17 protein-coding genes are annotated in these 17,733 nt (G+C 70.1%); 13 read left to right on the forward strand and 4 right to left on the reverse strand.

The annotated features are described in order from the left end of the window. Nucleotides 1-5 precede the first annotated feature (5 nt). The 4 genes from ACS5PM_RS09880 to ubiA are packed head-to-tail and all read left to right on the forward strand — an operon-like array spanning nt 6 to nt 2,713. Nucleotides 6-386: a hypothetical protein gene (locus ACS5PM_RS09880; protein WP_439387440.1), complete on the forward strand. Its 381-nt coding sequence runs from the start codon at nt 6-8 to the stop codon at nt 384-386. Nucleotides 387-389: 3 nt separating this feature from the next. Next, on the forward strand, nt 390-782 hold the full coding sequence (locus ACS5PM_RS09885) for a hypothetical protein (RefSeq protein ID WP_439387441.1): 393 nt from the start codon (nt 390-392) through the stop codon (nt 780-782). 22 nt (nt 783-804) lie between these two features. Continuing rightward, a complete protein-coding gene (locus ACS5PM_RS09890; protein ID WP_439387442.1) occupies nt 805-1,800 on the forward strand; it encodes a hypothetical protein in 996 nt (331 codons plus the stop codon). Next, the gene (gene ubiA / locus ACS5PM_RS09895; RefSeq protein WP_439387443.1) at nt 1,784-2,713 is read left to right on the forward strand and encodes a 4-hydroxybenzoate octaprenyltransferase; all 930 of its coding nucleotides are present in this window, start codon (nt 1,784-1,786) and stop codon (nt 2,711-2,713) included. The genes ACS5PM_RS09890 and ubiA overlap by 17 nt, the downstream gene beginning before the upstream one ends. Here the strand turns inward: ubiA and ACS5PM_RS09900 are convergent, their stop codons facing one another. Both ACS5PM_RS09900 and proC read right to left on the reverse strand, forming a co-directional pair. Beyond that, on the reverse strand, nt 2,714-3,355 hold the full coding sequence (locus ACS5PM_RS09900) for a VOC family protein (RefSeq protein WP_439387444.1): 642 nt from the start codon (nt 3,353-3,355) through the stop codon (nt 2,714-2,716). Nucleotides 3,356-3,362: 7 nt separating this feature from the next. Then, on the reverse strand, nt 3,363-4,190 hold the full coding sequence (proC, locus tag ACS5PM_RS09905) for a pyrroline-5-carboxylate reductase (protein WP_439387445.1): 828 nt from the start codon (nt 4,188-4,190) through the stop codon (nt 3,363-3,365). Nucleotides 4,191-4,374: 184 nt separating this feature from the next. Between proC and ACS5PM_RS09910 the strand changes: the two genes are divergently transcribed. The 4 genes from ACS5PM_RS09910 (at nt 4,375) to ACS5PM_RS09925 (ending at nt 8,975) form a co-directional block, all read left to right on the forward strand. Next, on the forward strand, nt 4,375-5,649 hold the full coding sequence (locus tag ACS5PM_RS09910; RefSeq protein WP_439387446.1) for a Glu/Leu/Phe/Val family dehydrogenase: 1,275 nt from the start codon (nt 4,375-4,377) through the stop codon (nt 5,647-5,649). 290 nt (nt 5,650-5,939) lie between these two features. Continuing rightward, nucleotides 5,940-7,058 carry a CsgG/HfaB family protein gene (locus tag ACS5PM_RS09915; protein ID WP_439387447.1) on the forward strand — a complete coding sequence of 373 codons (1,119 nt, stop codon included), beginning with the start codon at nt 5,940-5,942 and terminating at the stop codon, nt 7,056-7,058. A gap of 36 nt (nt 7,059-7,094) precedes the next feature. Next, nucleotides 7,095-8,084: a Bug family tripartite tricarboxylate transporter substrate binding protein gene (locus tag ACS5PM_RS09920; protein ID WP_439387448.1), complete on the forward strand. Its 990-nt coding sequence runs from the start codon at nt 7,095-7,097 to the stop codon at nt 8,082-8,084. A 93-nt stretch (nt 8,085-8,177) separates the two neighbouring features. After that, nucleotides 8,178-8,975, forward strand: a complete 798-nt coding sequence (locus ACS5PM_RS09925; RefSeq protein ID WP_439387449.1) for a hypothetical protein — start codon at nt 8,178-8,180, stop codon at nt 8,973-8,975. A 51-nt stretch (nt 8,976-9,026) separates the two neighbouring features. Here ACS5PM_RS09925 and ACS5PM_RS09930 read toward each other — a convergent pair whose 3' ends face one another. Next, the gene (locus ACS5PM_RS09930) at nt 9,027-12,728 is read right to left on the reverse strand and encodes an L-glutamate gamma-semialdehyde dehydrogenase (RefSeq protein ID WP_439387450.1); all 3,702 of its coding nucleotides are present in this window, start codon (nt 12,726-12,728) and stop codon (nt 9,027-9,029) included. A gap of 108 nt (nt 12,729-12,836) precedes the next feature. On the opposite strand from ACS5PM_RS09930, the gene ACS5PM_RS09935 reads away from it, so the two are divergent. Both ACS5PM_RS09935 and ACS5PM_RS09940 read left to right on the forward strand, forming a co-directional pair. Continuing rightward, the gene (locus ACS5PM_RS09935) at nt 12,837-13,319 is read left to right on the forward strand and encodes an Lrp/AsnC ligand binding domain-containing protein (protein WP_439387451.1); all 483 of its coding nucleotides are present in this window, start codon (nt 12,837-12,839) and stop codon (nt 13,317-13,319) included. A 138-nt stretch (nt 13,320-13,457) separates the two neighbouring features. After that, nucleotides 13,458-13,679: a hypothetical protein gene (locus tag ACS5PM_RS09940; protein WP_439387452.1), complete on the forward strand. Its 222-nt coding sequence runs from the start codon at nt 13,458-13,460 to the stop codon at nt 13,677-13,679. A 7-nt stretch (nt 13,680-13,686) separates the two neighbouring features. Here ACS5PM_RS09940 and ACS5PM_RS09945 read toward each other — a convergent pair whose 3' ends face one another. Further along, nucleotides 13,687-14,397: a YggS family pyridoxal phosphate-dependent enzyme gene (locus ACS5PM_RS09945; RefSeq protein WP_439387453.1), complete on the reverse strand. Its 711-nt coding sequence runs from the start codon at nt 14,395-14,397 to the stop codon at nt 13,687-13,689. An 87-nt stretch (nt 14,398-14,484) separates the two neighbouring features. On the opposite strand from ACS5PM_RS09945, the gene ACS5PM_RS09950 reads away from it, so the two are divergent. The 3 genes from ACS5PM_RS09950 (at nt 14,485) to ACS5PM_RS09960 (ending at nt 17,724) form a co-directional block, all read left to right on the forward strand. Then, complete coding sequence (locus ACS5PM_RS09950) at nt 14,485-15,528, forward strand: type IV pilus twitching motility protein PilT (RefSeq protein ID WP_439387454.1); 1,044 nt, start codon at nt 14,485-14,487, stop codon at nt 15,526-15,528. Between the two features lie 13 nt (nt 15,529-15,541). Next, the gene (locus ACS5PM_RS09955) at nt 15,542-16,678 is read left to right on the forward strand and encodes a PilT/PilU family type 4a pilus ATPase (RefSeq protein ID WP_439387455.1); all 1,137 of its coding nucleotides are present in this window, start codon (nt 15,542-15,544) and stop codon (nt 16,676-16,678) included. 158 nt (nt 16,679-16,836) lie between these two features. Beyond that, complete coding sequence (locus ACS5PM_RS09960) at nt 16,837-17,724, forward strand: NAD(P)-dependent oxidoreductase (protein ID WP_439387456.1); 888 nt, start codon at nt 16,837-16,839, stop codon at nt 17,722-17,724. The last annotated feature ends 9 nt before the right edge of the window (nt 17,725-17,733 follow it).

Raw genomic sequence — 17,733 nt, forward strand, 5'->3', positions numbered from 1 at the left:
AAGTGTTGTCGAACCCATGGAAACGGAAGGCCGCTTGCCTGGCGGCAAGCACGGCCGCGGCATTAGTGGCCGCCTGCGGTGGAGGGGGCAACGAATCCGGCCCGGCGGACGCGCTGGAGGTGGCGCCGACGGCGGTCACCGTGGGATCGGAAGACAGCTGCGCCGTCGGCGTCGGGCCGGTGGTGCACGTCTACGGCGGCCAGCCGCCCTACAAGCTGGCGAACTCGGTGCCCACCGGCATGCAGCTGGACAAGTCGCGGCTGGAGAACAGTGGCGAGGGCTTCACCATCACCTTCATCAACGGCGTGTGCATGACCAACATGCCGATCACGATCGAGGACGACATGGGCCGCCTCGCCTACGTGATGGTCACCAACGGCGGCTGAGCCATGCGGCCGGTCCGATGGCAGGCTGTGGCCTGCTGGGCGCTGGCCACCGTGCCGGTGAGCCAGGCGATGGCCGCGGGAACGGACGCGGCCGTGTGCCGCCGGGGCGGCGTCGAGTGGATCGTCGGTGGCCGCGAGGCGCCGCAGCCTGGCTGCGAGGCGGCGCCTGCCCCCAGGGTCGGTCCCAGCGGCACCCCCCCGGCGGCTCGCTGGCGAGACAGCGATGGCGCGTCCGAGCGCCGGCGCATCCTCGAGGACGAGTTGCGGCACGAGCAGTCCCTGCTGGCTCAGGCCCTGAGCCAGGGCCCCGGCGCGGACGCGGCCGCCCTGGGCCGGACACGGGCGAACATCGCGGCGCTGCAAGCCGAGCTGGCGCGGGTGCCGCCGGCTCGCTGAAGCTTCGCCGGCCCGCATCGGCATGGACGTCCCGCGGCGCTCGTGGCTGCTGGCGGTGTACCTCGCCGGGCCGCTCATGGGGGCCGCCGTGCTGCTGGACACCACCGTCCTCGACCGGTCGCTGCGCACCTGGACGCCGGCCTCGCCGGCCCTGATCCCGGGCTACGCGCTGGTGTTCGGCATGCCGCACATCCTGGCCAGCTTCTTCGCCTTCGCCGACCCGGCGCAGGCGCGGGCCTGCGCGCCGGTGCTGCGCCCGTCGCTGGGCTGGGCGGCCCTGGCCGCGCTGGCCGTGGCACCCTTCGTCGGCCAACCGTCGACCGACAGCTTGGTCGTCGGCTGGACCATGGTCCACGTGGTGGGCCAGCAGAGCGGATTGGCGCTCGGGCAGGCGCTCGGGCGCTCAGGGCTGTTGGGATCCAAGGCCTGGGCGCTGGCAGCGCACGCCTGGCGCGCACTGCTGGCCGCCGTCGGCGTGGCGGCCGGCCTGGCGGTGGGCGGCGAGGCGGGCTGGACCCTGGTGGACACGCCGGCCAACTGGCTGCAGGCCGCGGGCGTGCTGTTGTGCCTGTCCACCCCGCTGGCGGCCCTTCTGGCCTGGGCGGCGCGGCAGTGCGGTGGCGATCTGCGCGCGCTGCTGGCCTTGCAACTCACCATCGCAGGCGCGTGGGCGATGGTCCTGGCCGGCTACCCGCTGCTCGGCATCGTGCTGCTGCGCCTGGTTCACGACGTCAGTGCCTTCCTCTTCTATGCGTCCCTGGCCAATGCGAGGGAAGCAACGCACCCGGGCGCGAACCGGCTCTACCGCCTCCTCGGCCTGGCCGGCCGGCGTCCCGGGCCGTGGCTGTGGCCGCTGGCCAGCCTGCTGGTGCTGCTGCTCGCGCCGGTGGTGCCGGTCGCGTTGTCGCTGTGGCTGGTCTTCGCGCACTACCTGGCCGAGCACCGTTTGTGGCGACACGACTCGCCGCTGCGCCAGCCCGCCGGCGCGACAATCCAGGCCCATGGCCACCGCCACTGAACTCCCCGTTGCCCCGCGGCGCTCGCGCCTGTCGCTCTACCTCGACCTGATCCGCTGGAACCGGCCCGCCGGCTGGCTGCTGCTGCTGTGGCCTTCGCTGGCCGCGCTGTGGATTGCCGCCGATGGCTTCCCGGGCTGGCACCTGCTCGTCGTCTTCGTGCTCGGCACCATCCTCATGCGCAGCGCGGGTTGCTGCGTGAACGACGTGGCCGACCGCGAGTTCGACAAGCACGTCAAGCGCACCGCCAACCGCCCCGTCACCAGCGGTGCGCTGCCGGCCCGCGAGGCCCTGTTGCTGGGGGCCGTGCTGGCGCTGGCGGCCTTCGCGTTGGTGCTGACCACCAACCCGCCGACCATCCTGCTGTCCTTCGCCGCGCTGGCGGTGGCCATCGGCTATCCGTACGCCAAGCGCCTGGTCTCGATGCCGCAGGCGGTGCTGGGCGTGGCGTTCAGCTTCGGCATCCCGATGGCCTTTGCCGCGGTGCAGGGCGGCAAGTACTGGACGTTCGCCGCCATAGGGGCGGCGGTGCCCTGGCACGCCTGGTGCCTGCTGGCCATCAACCTGTTCTGGGTGCTCGCCTACGACACCGAATACGCCATGGTCGACCGCGACGACGACCTCAAGATCGGCATCAAGACCTCGGCCATCACGCTGGGCCGCTTCGACGTGGCCGCGGTGATGGCCTTCTATGCGGTCTACCTCGTCAGCTGGGGCTGGGTCACCACCACGCTGGGCGTGCCGAGGCTGGTCTGGGTGGGCATCACCGTCGGCGCCCTGCAGGCGGCCTGGCATTACACCCTGATCCGCGACCGCGAGCGCGAGGGTTGCTTCAAGGCTTTCCGCCTCAACCACTGGGTCGGCTTCGCAGTCTTCGCCGGCACGGCCCTGGCGCTCACCCAGTTGCCCGGCTGATCAGGCGGCCAGGGTCCGCAAGCCCTGGGGGGTCAGGATCCGGGCCCGCAGCGCCGGGTGCGGCGCTTCGACGATCTCCACTTTCACACCTTGCGGGTTGAATCCCAGGCTCACGAGCAGCGCCTCGGCGCGACGCGGCTGCGGGTGCAGCAGCTCGAAGCCGGCCAGGCGGCAACCCAGGTCCTGCAGCCCCATGGCCGGATGGGCCTCGGTGTGCCATTCGATCAATGCCGGCCCCACGCCTCCGAGCGGAGGACGCCCATCCTCGGGCAGGGTGATCAGCCAGTTCAACGCGCCGCGCGACATGGGCTCCACAGTCCCCAGAGGCTCCGTGGCCGCGGCCGCCGTGTCGCGGATGTTCGACGTCCGCACGACCCAGCAAGACAGCCCGGGCGCCGCATCGGCCGCAAGTTCGTCGAGCGCGAACCAGCGTGGGCGAGGCGGCGCCGGCGCGGCGGGATCGGTCGCAATGACCTCCAGGAACATCGCATCCCCCAGGCGCAGCAGCAGGTTGTGCGTGCCCATGCGTGGATGCTGGCCGCCGCGCTGGGCCGACACGCCGAGGGCGCCTTCGACGAGCTTCGCTCCCGCCTCCAGCGTGGGGGCCGTGATGGTCAGGTGATCGATCAGGCAGCCGGCCATGGCCCGCTCAGCCGCCGAACTCGTCGCCGAGCTCCTTCGCGCGGCGCGCCGCTGCATGCAGCGCCTGCACGAAGGCATCCATCACGCCGCGCTCGTCCAGCGTGGTGATGGCGGCGTGCGTCGTGCCGCCCTTGGAGGTGACGTTGGCGCGCAGGACCGAGGGAGCATCGGCACTTTGCGCCGCGAGCGCGGCCGCGCCGTCGAAAGTGCCCACGGCCAGGCGGCGCGACTGATCTGCCGAAAGACCTAACTCGACCCCCGCACGCATCATCGCCTCGAGGAAATAGAAGACGTAGGCCGGCCCCGAACCGGACAGGGCAGTCACCGCATCGAGCAGCTCCTCGCGCTCCACCCAAAGCAGCGCGCCGGTGGGCTGCAGCAGCCGTTCGACCTGTACTTGTTCCTCGACGGTGACGGCCGCGCTGGAAAACAACCCCGACATGCCCCGACCGACCAGCGCCGGCGTGTTGGGCATGCTGCGCACGACGCGTGCACTGCCGGTGGCTGCCTCGATCGCGCCGATGCGAATGCCGGCCATCACCGACAACTGCAGGGCCTGGCGCACGTGCGCCGCACAGGGCGTGGCCGCCTCGCGGAACAGCTGGGGCTTGATGGCCCAGACGACCAGGCCCGCGTCGGCCAGCGCGGGCCCTGCCGCCTCGTCGACGCTCACGCCGAAACGCTCGCGCAGCTTTGCGGCCTGCGCTGCCAACGGCTCGACGACGCGGATCGCCGAAGGCGCGTGGCCCGACTGGATCAGCCCGCCGATGAGGGCGCTGGCCATGTTGCCGCCGCCGATGAAGGCGACGGGAAGTGAGGGAGTTTCGTGCGACATGCCGGGCAGTGTAGGAGCGGCCGAGAACCGGGGGCCATGAGCGAAGCCGGCGAGGGTCATGCAAAAAATGCATGCAGCTCCGAGATTTATTCGGCCCTGCCGGCCCTAGAGTGCGCCCCCATGTCGCGACGGCCTTCTGTGCTCACACACGAACGCCGCCGCCCTCAACTCATGGAGTCATGAAATGACCAGCCCGCTTTCCTTCGTCCACCCGACCGCCGACAGCCCTTGGGGCACCTACCTGTCGCAGGTCGATCGCGTCACGCCCTACCTCGGCCACCTGGCCCGCTGGGTCGACACCCTCAAGCGCCCCAAGCGCGCGCTCATCGTCGACATCCCCATCGAACTCGACAACGGCACCGTTGCCCACTTCGAGGGCTATCGCGTGCAACACAACATGTCCCGCGGCCCCGGCAAGGGCGGCGTGCGCTACCACCCGGACGTCACGCTGGAAGAGGTGATGGCGCTGTCGGCCTGGATGAGCATCAAGAACGCCGCGGTGAACCTGCCCTACGGCGGCGCCAAGGGCGGCATCCGCGTCGACCCGAAGCTGCTGTCGAACAAGGAGCTGGAGCGGATGACGCGCCGCTACACCAGCGAGATCGGCATCATCATCGGGCCGCAGCAGGACATCCCTGCGCCGGACGTGAACACCAACCCGCAGATCATGGCGTGGATGATGGACACCTACTCGATGAACACCGGCGCCACCGCGACCGGCGTCGTCACCGGCAAGCCCATCCACCTGGGTGGCTCGCTGGGCCGCGTGAGGGCCACCGGCCGTGGCGTGTTCGTCACCGGCCGGGAAGCGGCCCGCCGCATCAACCTCGAGCTCAGCGGCGCCCGCGTGGCCGTGCAGGGTTTCGGCAACGTGGGCTCCTCGGCCGCCGAGCTGTTCGCCCAGGCCGGCGCGAAGATCGTCGCCGCCCAGGACCACACCGGCACCATCTACAACGGCAGCGGCTTCGACCTCGCCGAGCTGATCCCGCACGTCAAGGCCACCGGCGGCGTGGCCGGCTTCAAGGGCGCCGAGCCGATGGGCAACGAGGAGTTCTGGGACGTCAAGTGCGACATCCTGATCCCTGCCGCGCTGGAGGGCCAGGTGACCGCGGACCGTGCTCGCCGGACCACGGCGAAGCTCGTGCTCGAAGGCGCCAACGGCCCGACCGTGTCGGCGGCCGACGACATCCTGGCCGACCGCGGCATCCTCGTCGTGCCCGACGTGATCTGCAATGCCGGCGGCGTGACCGTCTCCTACTTCGAGTGGGTGCAGGATTTCTCCAGCTTCTTCTGGACCGAGGACGAGATCAACCTGCGGCTCGACAAGATCATGGTCGGCGCCCTGCGCCGCATCTGGGACGTCGCCGACCAGCACAAGATCACGCTGCGCACCGCGACCTTCGCGGTCGCGTGCGAGCGCATCCTCGCCGCTCGGGAAGAGCGCGGTCTGTATCCGTGAGCCCCCACGCCCCCTTCCGGGGGCTGCCCCCAGGGCCCGCTGAGGGCCTTTTCAAGGTCCTGGGGGTCGCGCCGCGGGACCGGCGAAGCCGGATCCGCGCACGCCATTTGGGAGGATCTGCGTCAGCCTGGGCTCTGATCGTGGGGGGTTGGCGCGAGCACGCCATTGGCACCGCTAGACTTCGCGTTGCAGCCTCGCCGGCGCCGCTTCGAGCGCGCCGGCCGGTGCGTCAAGCCGGGCCCGCGCCCGGCTTGCGTCTTTGTGGACATGACCGACAAGTGGAGAGACCGATGAAGCGAAGCCTGACCACGCTGGCCGCCTTGCTGCTGGCCGCGACGGGGGCCTGGGCGGCGGACGAGCAGCCCACGGTGGAGAAGTGCGACCGCGAGATGGGCAGCCTGGCGGTGGCCGAGCCGCAAGACTACGTGCTCGCCAGCCTGGGCCGCTACCACCTCGGCTCGCCGAGCACGATGCTGCGCATGATCGCGCAGGAGTCCGGCTGCTTCGCGGTGGTCGAGCGAGGCGTGGCCATGCAGAACATGCAGCAGGAGCGCGCCCTGGCCTCTGGTGGCCAGCTTCAGAGCGGCTCCAACATCGGCGGCGGCCAGATGCAGGCCGCCGACTTCGTGATGACGCCCGCGGTGCAGTTCAGCGCCGACACGGGTGGCGTGGGCGGTGCGGTAGGAGGCCTGCTCGGCCGCGCGGGCGGCGTGCTCGGCCAGATCGGCGGCCTGGCCGGCGGCGTGCAGTTCAAGGAGGCCGAGACCACGCTGCTGGTGGCCGACGTGCGCTCCGGCATCCAGGTCGCCAGCGCCGAAGGCAAGGCCAGCAAGATGAACTTCGCGCTCGGCGGCTGGGGCTGGGGCGGCCTGGGCTGGGCCTCGGGCGGCGGCTACAGCAAGACGCCGGAAGGCAAGCTGATCGCGGCCAGCCTGCTGGACAACTTCAACAAGATCGTCGTCCAGATCCGCAACAAGCCGCAGCTGATCCGCAGCACCTCGGTCGCCGCTCAGCAGAACGCGGCCAACTCGATCCAGGCCACCGGCGGCGGCGCCGCGGCAGCCAAGCCGGTGGTGCAGACGACGCAGGTCGCACAGTCCGGTGGCGCCCTGCCGGCCATGATGGTCGGTGCCTTCTCCGGCCAGTACAGCGGCGCCGACAGCGGCGTGTTCTCGGTGCTGGTGGCGGCCGACGGTCGCATCTCGGGCGTGGGCCAGTCCTCCAGCGGCCAGAGCCTGTCGATCACCGGCACGGCGAACGCCAGCGGCTCGATGGTGATGAGCGGCACCGGCCAGGCCGGCGGCGCGCAGTTCACCGGCATGATCGACCAGGGCAGCGGCTCGGTCGTCGGCACCTGGCGCCAGTCCAACGGCAAGGGCCAGGGGACCTTCAACGGCCGCAAGCAGTAGCGAATCGGCGAGGCCGCGGCGATCGACAATCGCCGCATGACTTCCCCTCGCTCCCTACGCCGGCGGCGCGCCGTCGGCGGCCTGCTGGCCCTGGCCGCCTTTCCCCTCGCCTCGCGCGCCGCGGACTGGCCCTCCAAGCCGGTGCACATCGCCGTGCCGGCGCCTGCCGGCAGCTCGCTGGACATCGTCGCGCGCCTGCTCGGCGAGCGCCTCGCAGCCCGCTGGGGCGAACCGGTGGTGGTGGACAACCGCCCCGGCGCCGGCGGTCTCATTGGCACCGACGTGGCCGCCAAGGCCCCGCCCGATGGCCTCACCCTGACGCTGTCGTTCAACGGCCCCGTCGCCTTCGCGCCCTTCCTCTACCGCAAGATGCCCTACGACGCGGCGCGCGACCTGGCGCCGGTCGTGATGACGACCTCGCAGCCCAACGTGCTCGCGGTCAACGCGGCCAAGGTGCCCGCGAAGACGGTGAAGGAATTCGTCGAGTGGGCCAAGGCAGCGCACGGCGCGGTGAACTACGCCTCGCTCGGCAACGGCAGCTCGGCCCATCTGACGATGGAACTGTTCATGGCCGAGGCCGGCTTCCAGGCCACGCACATCCCCTTCAACGGCTCGCCGCCCGCGGCCCTTGCCGTCGCACAGGGCGAGGCCGATGCGGTCTTCATGGTGGCCCCCGCGCTTTTGCCGCATGTGCGTTCGGGCAAGGTACGGCTGATCGCCGTCAGCAGCGCGCAGCCGGTGGAGTCGCTGAAGGAGCTGCCGACGCTGGCCTCGGCCGGCTATCCGGCCGTCGAATCGATGGCCTGGAACGGCCTGTTCGCGCCGGCCGCCACGCCCGCGGCCGTGATCGCCAAGATCAACGCCGACGTCAACGCCGTGCTGGCCGAACCGGCCGTGCGCACCGCCCTGGACTCGCAAGGCCTGACGCCCGTCGGCGGCAGCGCGGCCGACTTCCGGCACGTGGTCGAGGCCGAACAGAAGCGTTGGGGGCCGATCATCCGCAAGATCGGAGTGACGCTGGACTGAATTCTCGGTCGGTGGACATTCTTCCAGCTTCGGCGCTGGCCTTCGGGCAGCCAAATCGATAATCCCGCGCTTTGCCCATTGGGAGGGAAACTCATGCAACGTTGGGTCGGCCGCATGGCCGCATATGCGGCCTTGGCCGCTCTGGCTGCCTGCGGCGGTGGCGGTGGCGGTGGCGGGAATGGCGATGACGGCTCAGGCACGAACCCGCCGCCTGCCGCCGGCAAGCCGGAGGGCGCCTATGCTGGGACGCTGACCGGCACAGTCAAGCCGTGGAACAGCTTCAAGATGGTGGTGCTCGAGAACGACGAGTCGTGGACCATCTACGGCAATACCGTGGACGACACCTTCTACGTGGGCGGATTCATCCATGCCACGGGTGTTTCCGGGGCCGGCAGCTTCGCCTCCTCGGGCTGGGACTACAGCAACGACGCCCCGACGCAGCCCAGCATGTCATTGAGCTACGTGGCCGGCGCCAGTATTCAGGGGTCGGTCGTCTATCCCGGGGGCTCCATGTGGCTCCAGGGCACCACGGCCGCAACAGCGCCCTACGACTACGAGCAGGCGGCCTCGCTCTCGTCGCTGGTGGGGAACTGGAACCTGACCGCTTTGGACGGCAGTCCCGTCGTAGCGACGGTGGCCGCCGACGGTACGTTCACCAGCAACTCGGATGGATGCATCAGCACGGGCACGTTCGTCTCCCGGCCTTCGGGCAAGAACGTGTTCAACGTAACGTTGGCCGCCGGCCCGGCGCCCTGCGAGGCCCCCGGCGCCACCAGCAGCGGCATTGCCATCTATTCGCCCATCGAGGGCTCGGCTTCGCACCAGCTGATCGTCGGCACGGTGGACTCGAATGCCGCGTACATCGGCACCCTGGCGGTCGGCACGCGATAACCATTGACCGAACCCCGCCGGGCGGCAGGACCGCGCGCGACGGGGTGATATTCAATGGAGGCCGGCGAGGAGGGCGGCGTTGCCGCCGGCGGCGGCGGTGTTGATCGTCACGGTCTGCTCGGCGCAGAAGCGGTAGAGGTTGAGGGGACGAGCCGCTTCGGCCAGTGAGAGCAGCGGAAGGATCGCGCCCTCCTGCGCTGCGAGCTGGCGCGCCAGCGCGGGCAGGCGTGCGGCGTCCAGCGCGCAGACGCCTGCGATGCGCGCATCGGCCGCGAGTGCCGTGCCCAGCGTGGCGAAGGAACCCGGGATGGTGCGAAGCGAATCGGCCGGAAGCCCCGGCTGGCGAAGCGCGTCCAGCCAGGGCTGCGACTTCTTCAGGACCGCATCGTCGACGACCCAAGCCACCGGGTTGCCGCAGACCAGCGCGGCGGCCACCGCCGAGGCAAGCTGCGGCGGCGGCGCGTCCACGACGTCGCCAACGAAGGCGAAGACGCCGCGGGCATGCAGGCGCAGCTCGTTGCTCTCTCCCGTCGGGCCAGGCAAGGCCTGCGGCGCGAGGGCGCGCTCGGCGTGGCTGGCCAGCAGCCTCCACGCCTGGGCGATGGCGACGTCGTCGAGCGCATCGGCCGCCCGACTGAGCCAGCGAACGCGTTCAGCGGCCGCACGACCGGCCCAGGCGGCGCGCGAAGCCGACAACGCATCGACGGTGGAACGCACCGTCGCGCTCAGGTCGCTCGTGGGCACCGCGCTCGTCGCGGGGGCAGGGCCCGCAGCCACGATCGCCGATGCGGCTCCCACATCCGCCGTGAAGCGCAGCAGGTAGTTCGGCCCGCCCGCCTTCGGCCCCGTGCCCGACAGGCCTTCACCGCCGAAGGGCTGCACGCCGACCACCGCGCCGATCATGTTGCGATTGACGTAGACGTTGCCGATGTTCGCCAGCCTGGCCAGCCGCTCGGCGCGGCTGTCGATGCGGGTCTGGATGCCGAAGGTCAGGCCGTAGCCCAGCGCGTTGACCTCGCGCACCACGCCCTCCGGCTCCCCGCGCCAGCGCACGACGTGCAGCACCGGCCCGAAGATCTCGGCCTTGAGGTCGCGCACGGCAGGGAGTTCGAAGGCCACCGGCGGCACGAGGCGCGGGAACGCGCTGACATCGACCCGCGTCTCGCCGAGCAGGCGCGTCTCGCGCTTCAGGCGCTGTACGTGCCTGGCTATGCCCTCATGGGCCTCGTCGTCGATCACCGGGCCGACGTCGGTTTGCAGCCGGGCGGGGTCGCCGACCTCGAGCTCGTTCATCGCGCCCTGGAGCATCTCGATCACGCCGTCGGCGATGCTCTCGTGCACGCACAGCAGGCGCAACGCGGAACAACGCTGGCCGGCCGAGCGGAAGGCGCTTTGGACCACCGCGTCCACCACCTGCTCGGGCAGCGCGGTGGAGTCGACGATCATGGCGTTCAGGCCGCCGGTCTCGGCGATCAGCGGCACCGGTGCGCCGCCCTTGTCGGCCAAGGTGCGCTGGATGATGCGGGCCACCTGCGTGGAGCCGGTGAAGCACACGCCGGCCGTGCGCGCATCGGCCACCAGGCCTGCGCCCACCGTCTCGCCCGGACCGTGCAGCAGCGCCAGCGCATCGGCCGGCACCCCGGCCTCGTGCAGCAGCCCGACCATGCGCGCGGCCACCGCCGGCGTCTGCTCGGCCGGCTTCGCCGCCACGGTGTTGCCAGCCACGAGGGCCGCCACCACCTGGCCGCTGAAGATCGCCAGGGGGAAGTTCCAGGGACTGATGCAGACGAAGACGCCGCGGCCCTTCATCGCGGCGGCGTGGGCCTCGGCCTGGTCGGCGTAGTAGCGGCAGAAGTCCACCGCCTCGCGCACCTCGGCCACGCAGTCGCCGAGCGTCTTGTGCGCCTCCTTGACCAGCAGCCCGCAGTACTCGGCCAGGCGGACGTCGAGCAGGTCACCGGCGCGGCGCACGATCGCGGCACGTTCGCTCACCGGCCTCGCGGACCAGGCCGCGAAGCCGGCCTGCAGGCTCGACAGGGCTGCGGCGATGTCTTGCGCAGTCGCCTCGGGCACCGGGGAAACGCGGGCGCTCGCCACGGCCGCCATCAGGGGCTCGCGTTCGGCCAGGCAGGTGATGTCGGCGCCCGTGGAATTGATCCGCTGCGAGCCGCCGCCGTCGCGATAGAGCGCCACCGGCAGCGGCAGGGCCTCGGTGTCCGCCGGTTCGCCGGCATGCGCTTGCGAAAGCGGTGAGGCGAGCAGTTCTTCCGGTGCCACGTTGTCGTCCGCCAGCTGGTGGACGAAGGAAGAGTTGGCTCCGTTCTCCAGCAGCCGGCGCACCAGGTAGGCCAGCAGGTCCCGGTGCTCGCCGACCGGCGCGTAGACGCGGCAGGCCATGCGCGGGTCCTTCAGCACCTCGCGGTAGACGCCGTCGCCCATGCCGTGCAGGCGTTGCATCTCGAAGTGCGTCCCTGGCTCGGCTCCCGCTTCGCGCGCCATGCCGACAAGGGCGGCAATGGTGCCGGCGTTGTGGGTGGCGAACTGCGGGTAGATGACGTCGCGGTGGCCGAGCAGCGTGCGGGCGCAGGCCAGGTACGAGACATCGGTGTGCGGCTTGCGGGTGTAGACCGGATAGCCGGCCAGGCCCATCTCCTGGGCGCGCTTGATCTCGCCGTCCCAGTACGCGCCCTTGACCAGCCGCACCATGAAGCGCAGGCCGTGGCGCCGGGCGATGGCCGCCACTTCGTCGACCACCGCCAGGGCGCGGGTCTGGTAGGCCTGCACCGCGAGGCCGAAACCGCGCCATTGCGGATAGTGCTGCGCGACGCGCTCGGCCAGGGCCTCGAAGACGTCGAGCGAGAGCTCCAGGCGGTCCACCTCCTCGGCATCTATCGTCAGGTTCAGCTGCGCCGGCGCGGCACGCTCGTTCAGCGACCAGACCCGCGGCAGCAGCTCGGCGAACACGCGTCCGCGCTGAAGCTCCTCGTAGCGCGAGAAGAGCGCAGAAAGCTTGATCGAGATGCCGTCGCTGGCCTCCGGCCCTTCGCCGCGGGCCTGGGCGGCGATGCTGTCGATCGCGTGGGCGTACGAAGCCAGGTAGCGCTCGGCATCGCGCTCGGTTCGCGCGCCCTCGCCCAGCATGTCGTAGGAAAAGCGCAGGTTGGGCTGCTCGCGCCGTTGCGAGGCGGCCTCAGCCATCGCCTCGCCGATGGTGCGGCCCAGCACGAACTGGCGGCCCAGCAGCTGGATGGCGCGCACGGTGGCGGCCACCACGGTGCGTGCGCCCAGACGCTTGATCAGCCCGGGTTCCTCCTCGCCTTCCGGCAGGAACTTCTTGGACAGGCCGATCGCCGTCGCCGACAGGCTGGCCAGCATGCCGCCGGAGCCGTCGGCGGTGTCGAATTCGGCCCGGCCGAGCTGGTCGGCCGTCAGGGCGACGGCGGTCTCGACATCCGGCACCCGCAGCAGCGCCTCGGCCAGGCGCATCAGCGCCAGGCCCTCGGCACTGGAGATCGGGTACTCCTTGAGCAGCGACTCCATGGCCCAGAACGGCGCCGGCCTGTCGCGCACCGCCTGCACCCAGGGCCGGGCGGTGGAAACCACCGCCGGCCAGTCCACCCCCGGCATCAGGCGCTGGCGCGCGGCCTCCAGCGCCACGTGCTCGCGCCGATAGGGCAGCGGCAGGCGCGGGCGGGGCGGCGGGCACGCGAAGGCGTGTTCCGGGGTGGATTCCGAGGTGGAGAGCGAGCCCATGGCGGTAGAAATCCTGACTGGAAGGATTGGCAGGTTACGCGGACAATTCCTGAAAAAGATTCGGAGTTCCTTGCCCGTGACGAACTTTTCGCAAGCGTGCCGCCCTTGATGAACGACCAAAACCTCGCCGACCGTGGGCTCGACAAGATCGACCTGAAGATCCTGCGCGTTCTACAGAAGGACGGGCGCATCAGCAACCTGAAGCTGGCCGAGGAGGTGCACCTGTCACCGACCGCCGTGCTCGAGCGCGTCAAGCGCCTGACCCGCGACGGCTTCATCCTCGGCTACGAAGCGCGACTGAATCCGCTGAAGCTGGGCGCCGGCCTGATGGTGTTCGTCGAAGTGCTGCTGGACCGCACCGTGCACGACGTGATGGACGCCTTCCGCGCCGCCGTCCAGGTGCGGCCTGAGATCCTCGAATGCCACCTGGTGGCCGGCGGCTTCGACTACCTGCTCAAGACCAGGGTGTCGGACATGGCGGCCTACCGCAGCTTCGTGGGCGACGTCATTTGGTCGCTTCCCGGCGTGCGCGAAACGCGCACTTATGCGGTGATGGAGGAGGTCAAGAACAGCACGTCGCTGAGCTTCTGAAATCCAGGGCTCGGCATTCCCTCCATTGGGGGAGCCTGGCTCCCTCATGCGGGCGATGGTTGCGCCTTCCCGGCAAGGCGACGATGCCGTTCATGGCCACCAGACAGGCCGAACGGACCAAGCATCGAGGACCTCCCCGTGTACATCGCCACCTTCAGCATGGGCGCGCTGCGCCCGCCTTCCCAGCCGCATCAGACCGGCATGCAGCGCGCGTCGGATGAGGACGTCGCGCCGCAGGAGCTTGCCAACATCGGCGGCTGGTTCGGCTCGAGCCTGGATCTGCAGCGCGGCCTGGAGGTGCGGGATCTCGGACCGGGCGAATGGCTGAACGAGTGCCCAGGGACCCTGGTCGCGGCATGAGCCTCGCTCAAGCCGGCCGAGGCCGGCTGCCGAAGATGGCGCTGCCCACGCGCACGATCGTCGCGCCTTCCAGGACCGCCGCCTCCAGGTCCGCGCTCATGCCCATGGAAAGCGTGTCCAGCGCGAGGCCCTGCTCGCGCAGCCCGTCCAGCGCCTGCTTCAGGCGCCGGTGCGGGATCCGCTGCGCCGCCAGGTCATCCGCCGGCTCGGGGATGGACATCAAACCACGCAGCCGCAGGCCCGGCAGGGCCGCCACCGAGCGCGCCAGGGCCGGCAGTTCGTCGAAGGACGCGCCGCTCTTGCTGTCCTCGCCACTGACGTTGACCTGAAGACAGACGTTCAGCGGCGGCAGCGCCGCCGGTCGTTGTGCCGACAGGCGCTCGGCGATCTTCAGGCGATCCACCGTGTGCACCCAGTCGAAGGCTTCGGCCACCGCACGCGTCTTGTTCGACTGCAGCGGCCCGATCAGGTGCCATTCGATCTCGGCTCGCCGATCGGCCAGCGCCTCGATCTTGGCGAGCGCCTCCTGCACGTAGTTTTCGCCGAAGGCATGCTGGCCGGCGGCCAGTGCTTCGCGCACGGCGTCGGCCGGAAAGGTCTTGCTGACCGCCAGCAGCGTGACATGCTGCGGCGATCGGCCCGCCGCGGTGCAGCCGGCCCCTATCCGCCCCCTCACCTCGTCGAGGTTCTCAGCGATACTGCCCAGGTTCATCTCCATCACCCGCCCGAGCATACGGCAGCGGCGCGGCGGCCCTGGCTGGCCGCACCCGCCCGCCCGCCTCGGTAGCCGCCCCCTCGACTGCTCATGGACATCACCCAGCTGCTGGCCTTTTCGGTGAAGAACAAGGCTTCCGACCTGCACCTGTCGGCCGGCCTGCCGCCGATGATCCGGGTGCATGGCGACGTGCGCCGCATCAACATCGACCCGCTGACGCACAAGCAGGTGCACGCCATGGTGTACGACATCATGAACGACACCCAGCGAAAGCAGTACGAGGACACGCTGGAGTGCGACTTCAGCTTCGAGGTGCAGGGCCTGGCCCGCTTCCGGGTCAACGCCTTCCACCAGAACCGCGGCGCGGCCTCCGTCTTCCGGACCATCCCGTCCAAGATCCTGACGCTGGCCCAGCTCAATTGCCCACCCGTCTTTGCCGAGCTGGCGATGAAGCCGCGCGGCCTGGTGCTGGTCACGGGGCCGACGGGCTCGGGCAAGTCCACCACGCTGGCCGCCATCATCGACCACCTGAACGAGAACGAGTACGGCCACGTGCTCACGCTCGAGGACCCGATCGAGTTCGTGCACGAATCGAAGAAGTGCCTGGTCAACCAGCGCGAGGTCGGCCCGCACACGCTGAGCTTCTCCAACGCACTGCGCGCGGCTCTGCGCGAAGACCCGGACGCGATCCTCGTCGGCGAGCTGCGCGACCTGGAGACCATCCGCCTGGCGCTGACGGCCGCCGAGACCGGCCACCTGGTCTTCGGCACGCTGCACACGTCCAGCGCCGCCAAGACCATCGACCGCGTGGTCGACGTCTTCCCCGCCGCCGAGAAGGACATGGTGCGCGCGATGCTGTCCGAGTCGATGCAGGCCATCATCTCGCAGACCCTGTGCAAGACCAAGGACGGCTCGGGTCGCGTCGCGGCGCACGAGATCATGCTGGGCACCGCCGCCATCCGCAACCTGATCCGCGAGAACAAGATCGCGCAGATGTATTCGTCGATCCAGACCGGCCAGAACCTGGGCATGCAGACGCTGGACCAATGCCTCGCCGACCTGGTGCGGCGCAATTTGATCAGCGCGGCCGAGGCGCGCGTGAAGGCGAAGTTCCCCGAGAACTTCCCCGGCTGACAAGGAGAGCTTCATGGAACGCGACCAGGCATCGAAATTCGTCAACGACCTGCTGCGGCTCTTGGTCACGCGCAACGGCTCCGACCTGTTCCTGACGGCCGACTTCCCGCCCGCGATCAAGGTCGACGGCAAGGTCAGCAAGGTCTCGCCGCAGCCGCTGTCCGGCGCCCACACGATGACCCTCGCGCGGGCCATCATGAACGACAAGCAGGCGGCCGAGTTCGAGCGCACCAAGGAGTGCAACTTCGCGATCTCGCCCGGCGGCGTCGGGCGCTTTCGCGTCAGTGCCTTCATGCAGCAGGGCCACGTGGGCATGGTGCTGCGGACGATTCCCGCGCACATCCCGACGGTCGACGAGCTGGGCCTGCCGACCATCCTGAAGGACGTCGCCATGACCAAGCGCGGCCTGGTCATCATGGTGGGGGCGACCGGCTCGGGCAAGAGCACGTCGCTCGCCGGGATGGTCGACTGGCGCAACGAGAACGCGCAGGACCACATCATCACGGTGGAGGATCCGGTCGAGTTCGTCCACCCGCACAAGAACTGCATCATCACCCAGCGCGAGGTGGGCCTCGACACCGAGGACTGGGACGTCGCCCTGAAGAACTCGCTGCGCCAGGCGCCCGACGTGATCCTGATGGGCGAGATCCGCGACCGCAAGACCATGGAGCTGGCCGTCGCCTTTGCCGAGACGGGCCACCTGTGCATGGCCACGCTGCACGCCAACAGCGCCAACCAGGCGCTGGACCGGATCATCAACTTCTTCCCCGAAGAGCGGCGCGACCAGCTGCTGATGGACGTGTCGCTGAACCTCAAGGCCCTGATCTCGCAGCGCCTGGTGGCGCGCCAGGAGGGCAAGGGCCGCGTAGCCGCGGTCGAGATCATGCTCAACACGCCATTGATGGCCGACCTGATCTTCAAGGGCCAGGTGGGCGAGCTGAAGGAGCTGATGAAGCGCTCGCGCGAGCTCGGCATGCAGACCTTCGACCAGGCGCTGTTCGACCTCTACGAAGGCAACGTCATCTCGTACGAGGATGCCCTGCGCAACGCCGACTCGGTCAACGACCTGCGGCTGCAGATCAAGCTGAACAGCCAGCGCGCGCGGGTCAGCGACCTGTCGGCCGGAACTGAGCACCTGACGATTGTTTAGCCCCCACGCCCCGTTCCGGGGGCTGCCCTCGGGGCCCATCAAGGGCCCCGAGGGCCCCTGGGGCTCGCGCCGCCGGACCGGCCAAGCCGGATCCGCGCACGCCACTTGGAGCGCGGCGGCTCCTGCGGAGCGGCCGCCACACTGCACCGGAGGCTGGAATGAAGACGTATGAATCGATCGAGCCGAGGCGCGTAGCCTTTCTGGGGCTGGGCGTGATGGGCGGGCCGATGGCGGCCCACCTGGCGGCCGCCGGCCATGCCGTCACGGTCTACAACCGCACTTCTTCCAAGACCGAGACGTGGGTGGCCGAACATGGCGGGGCGTCGGCAGGGACGCCGCGGGCGGCGGCCGAAGGCGCCGAGTTCGTGTTCGCCTGCGTGGGCAACGACGATGACCTGCGCTCCATCACGCTGGGCCAGCAGGGGGCCTTTGCCGGCATGGCGCCGGGCACGGTCTTCGTGGACCACACCACCGCCTCCGCCGAGGTCGCCCGTGAGCTGCATCGCGCCGGACTGCTCCACGGCATTCACTTCATCGACGCGCCCGTCTCCGGCGGCCAGGCCGGCGCCGTGAACGGCGTGCTCACCGTGATGTGCGGCGGCGATGCCAAGCCCTTCGGGGCGATGAAGCCGATCGCATCGGCCTATTCACGCGCCGTCACGCTGCTGGGCGAAAGCGGCGCGGGTCAGCTTGCCAAGATGGTCAATCAGATCTGCATCGCCGGGCTGGTCCAAGGCTTGTCCGAGGCGATCGCCTTCGGCCAGAAGGCCGGCCTGGACATGGCCCAGGTGCTGGAGGTGATCGGCAAAGGCGCCGCTCAGAGCTGGCAGATGGACAACCGTGGCAAGACGATGCTCGAGGACCGGTTCGACTTCGGCTTCGCGGTGGACTGGATGCGCAAGGACCTGGGTCTCGTGCTCGAAGAGGCCCGGCGCAACGGCGCCAAGCTGCCCGTCACGGCGCTGGTAGACCAGTTCTACGCCGACGTGCAGTCCATGGGCGGCCACCGCTGGGACACGTCCAGCCTCGTCAAGAGACTGCGGTGATGCTCGACA

Origin of the sequence: Ideonella flava (genome assembly GCF_051857595.1) — a bacterium.
Classification (GTDB): domain Bacteria; phylum Pseudomonadota; class Gammaproteobacteria; order Burkholderiales; family Burkholderiaceae_C; genus Ideonella.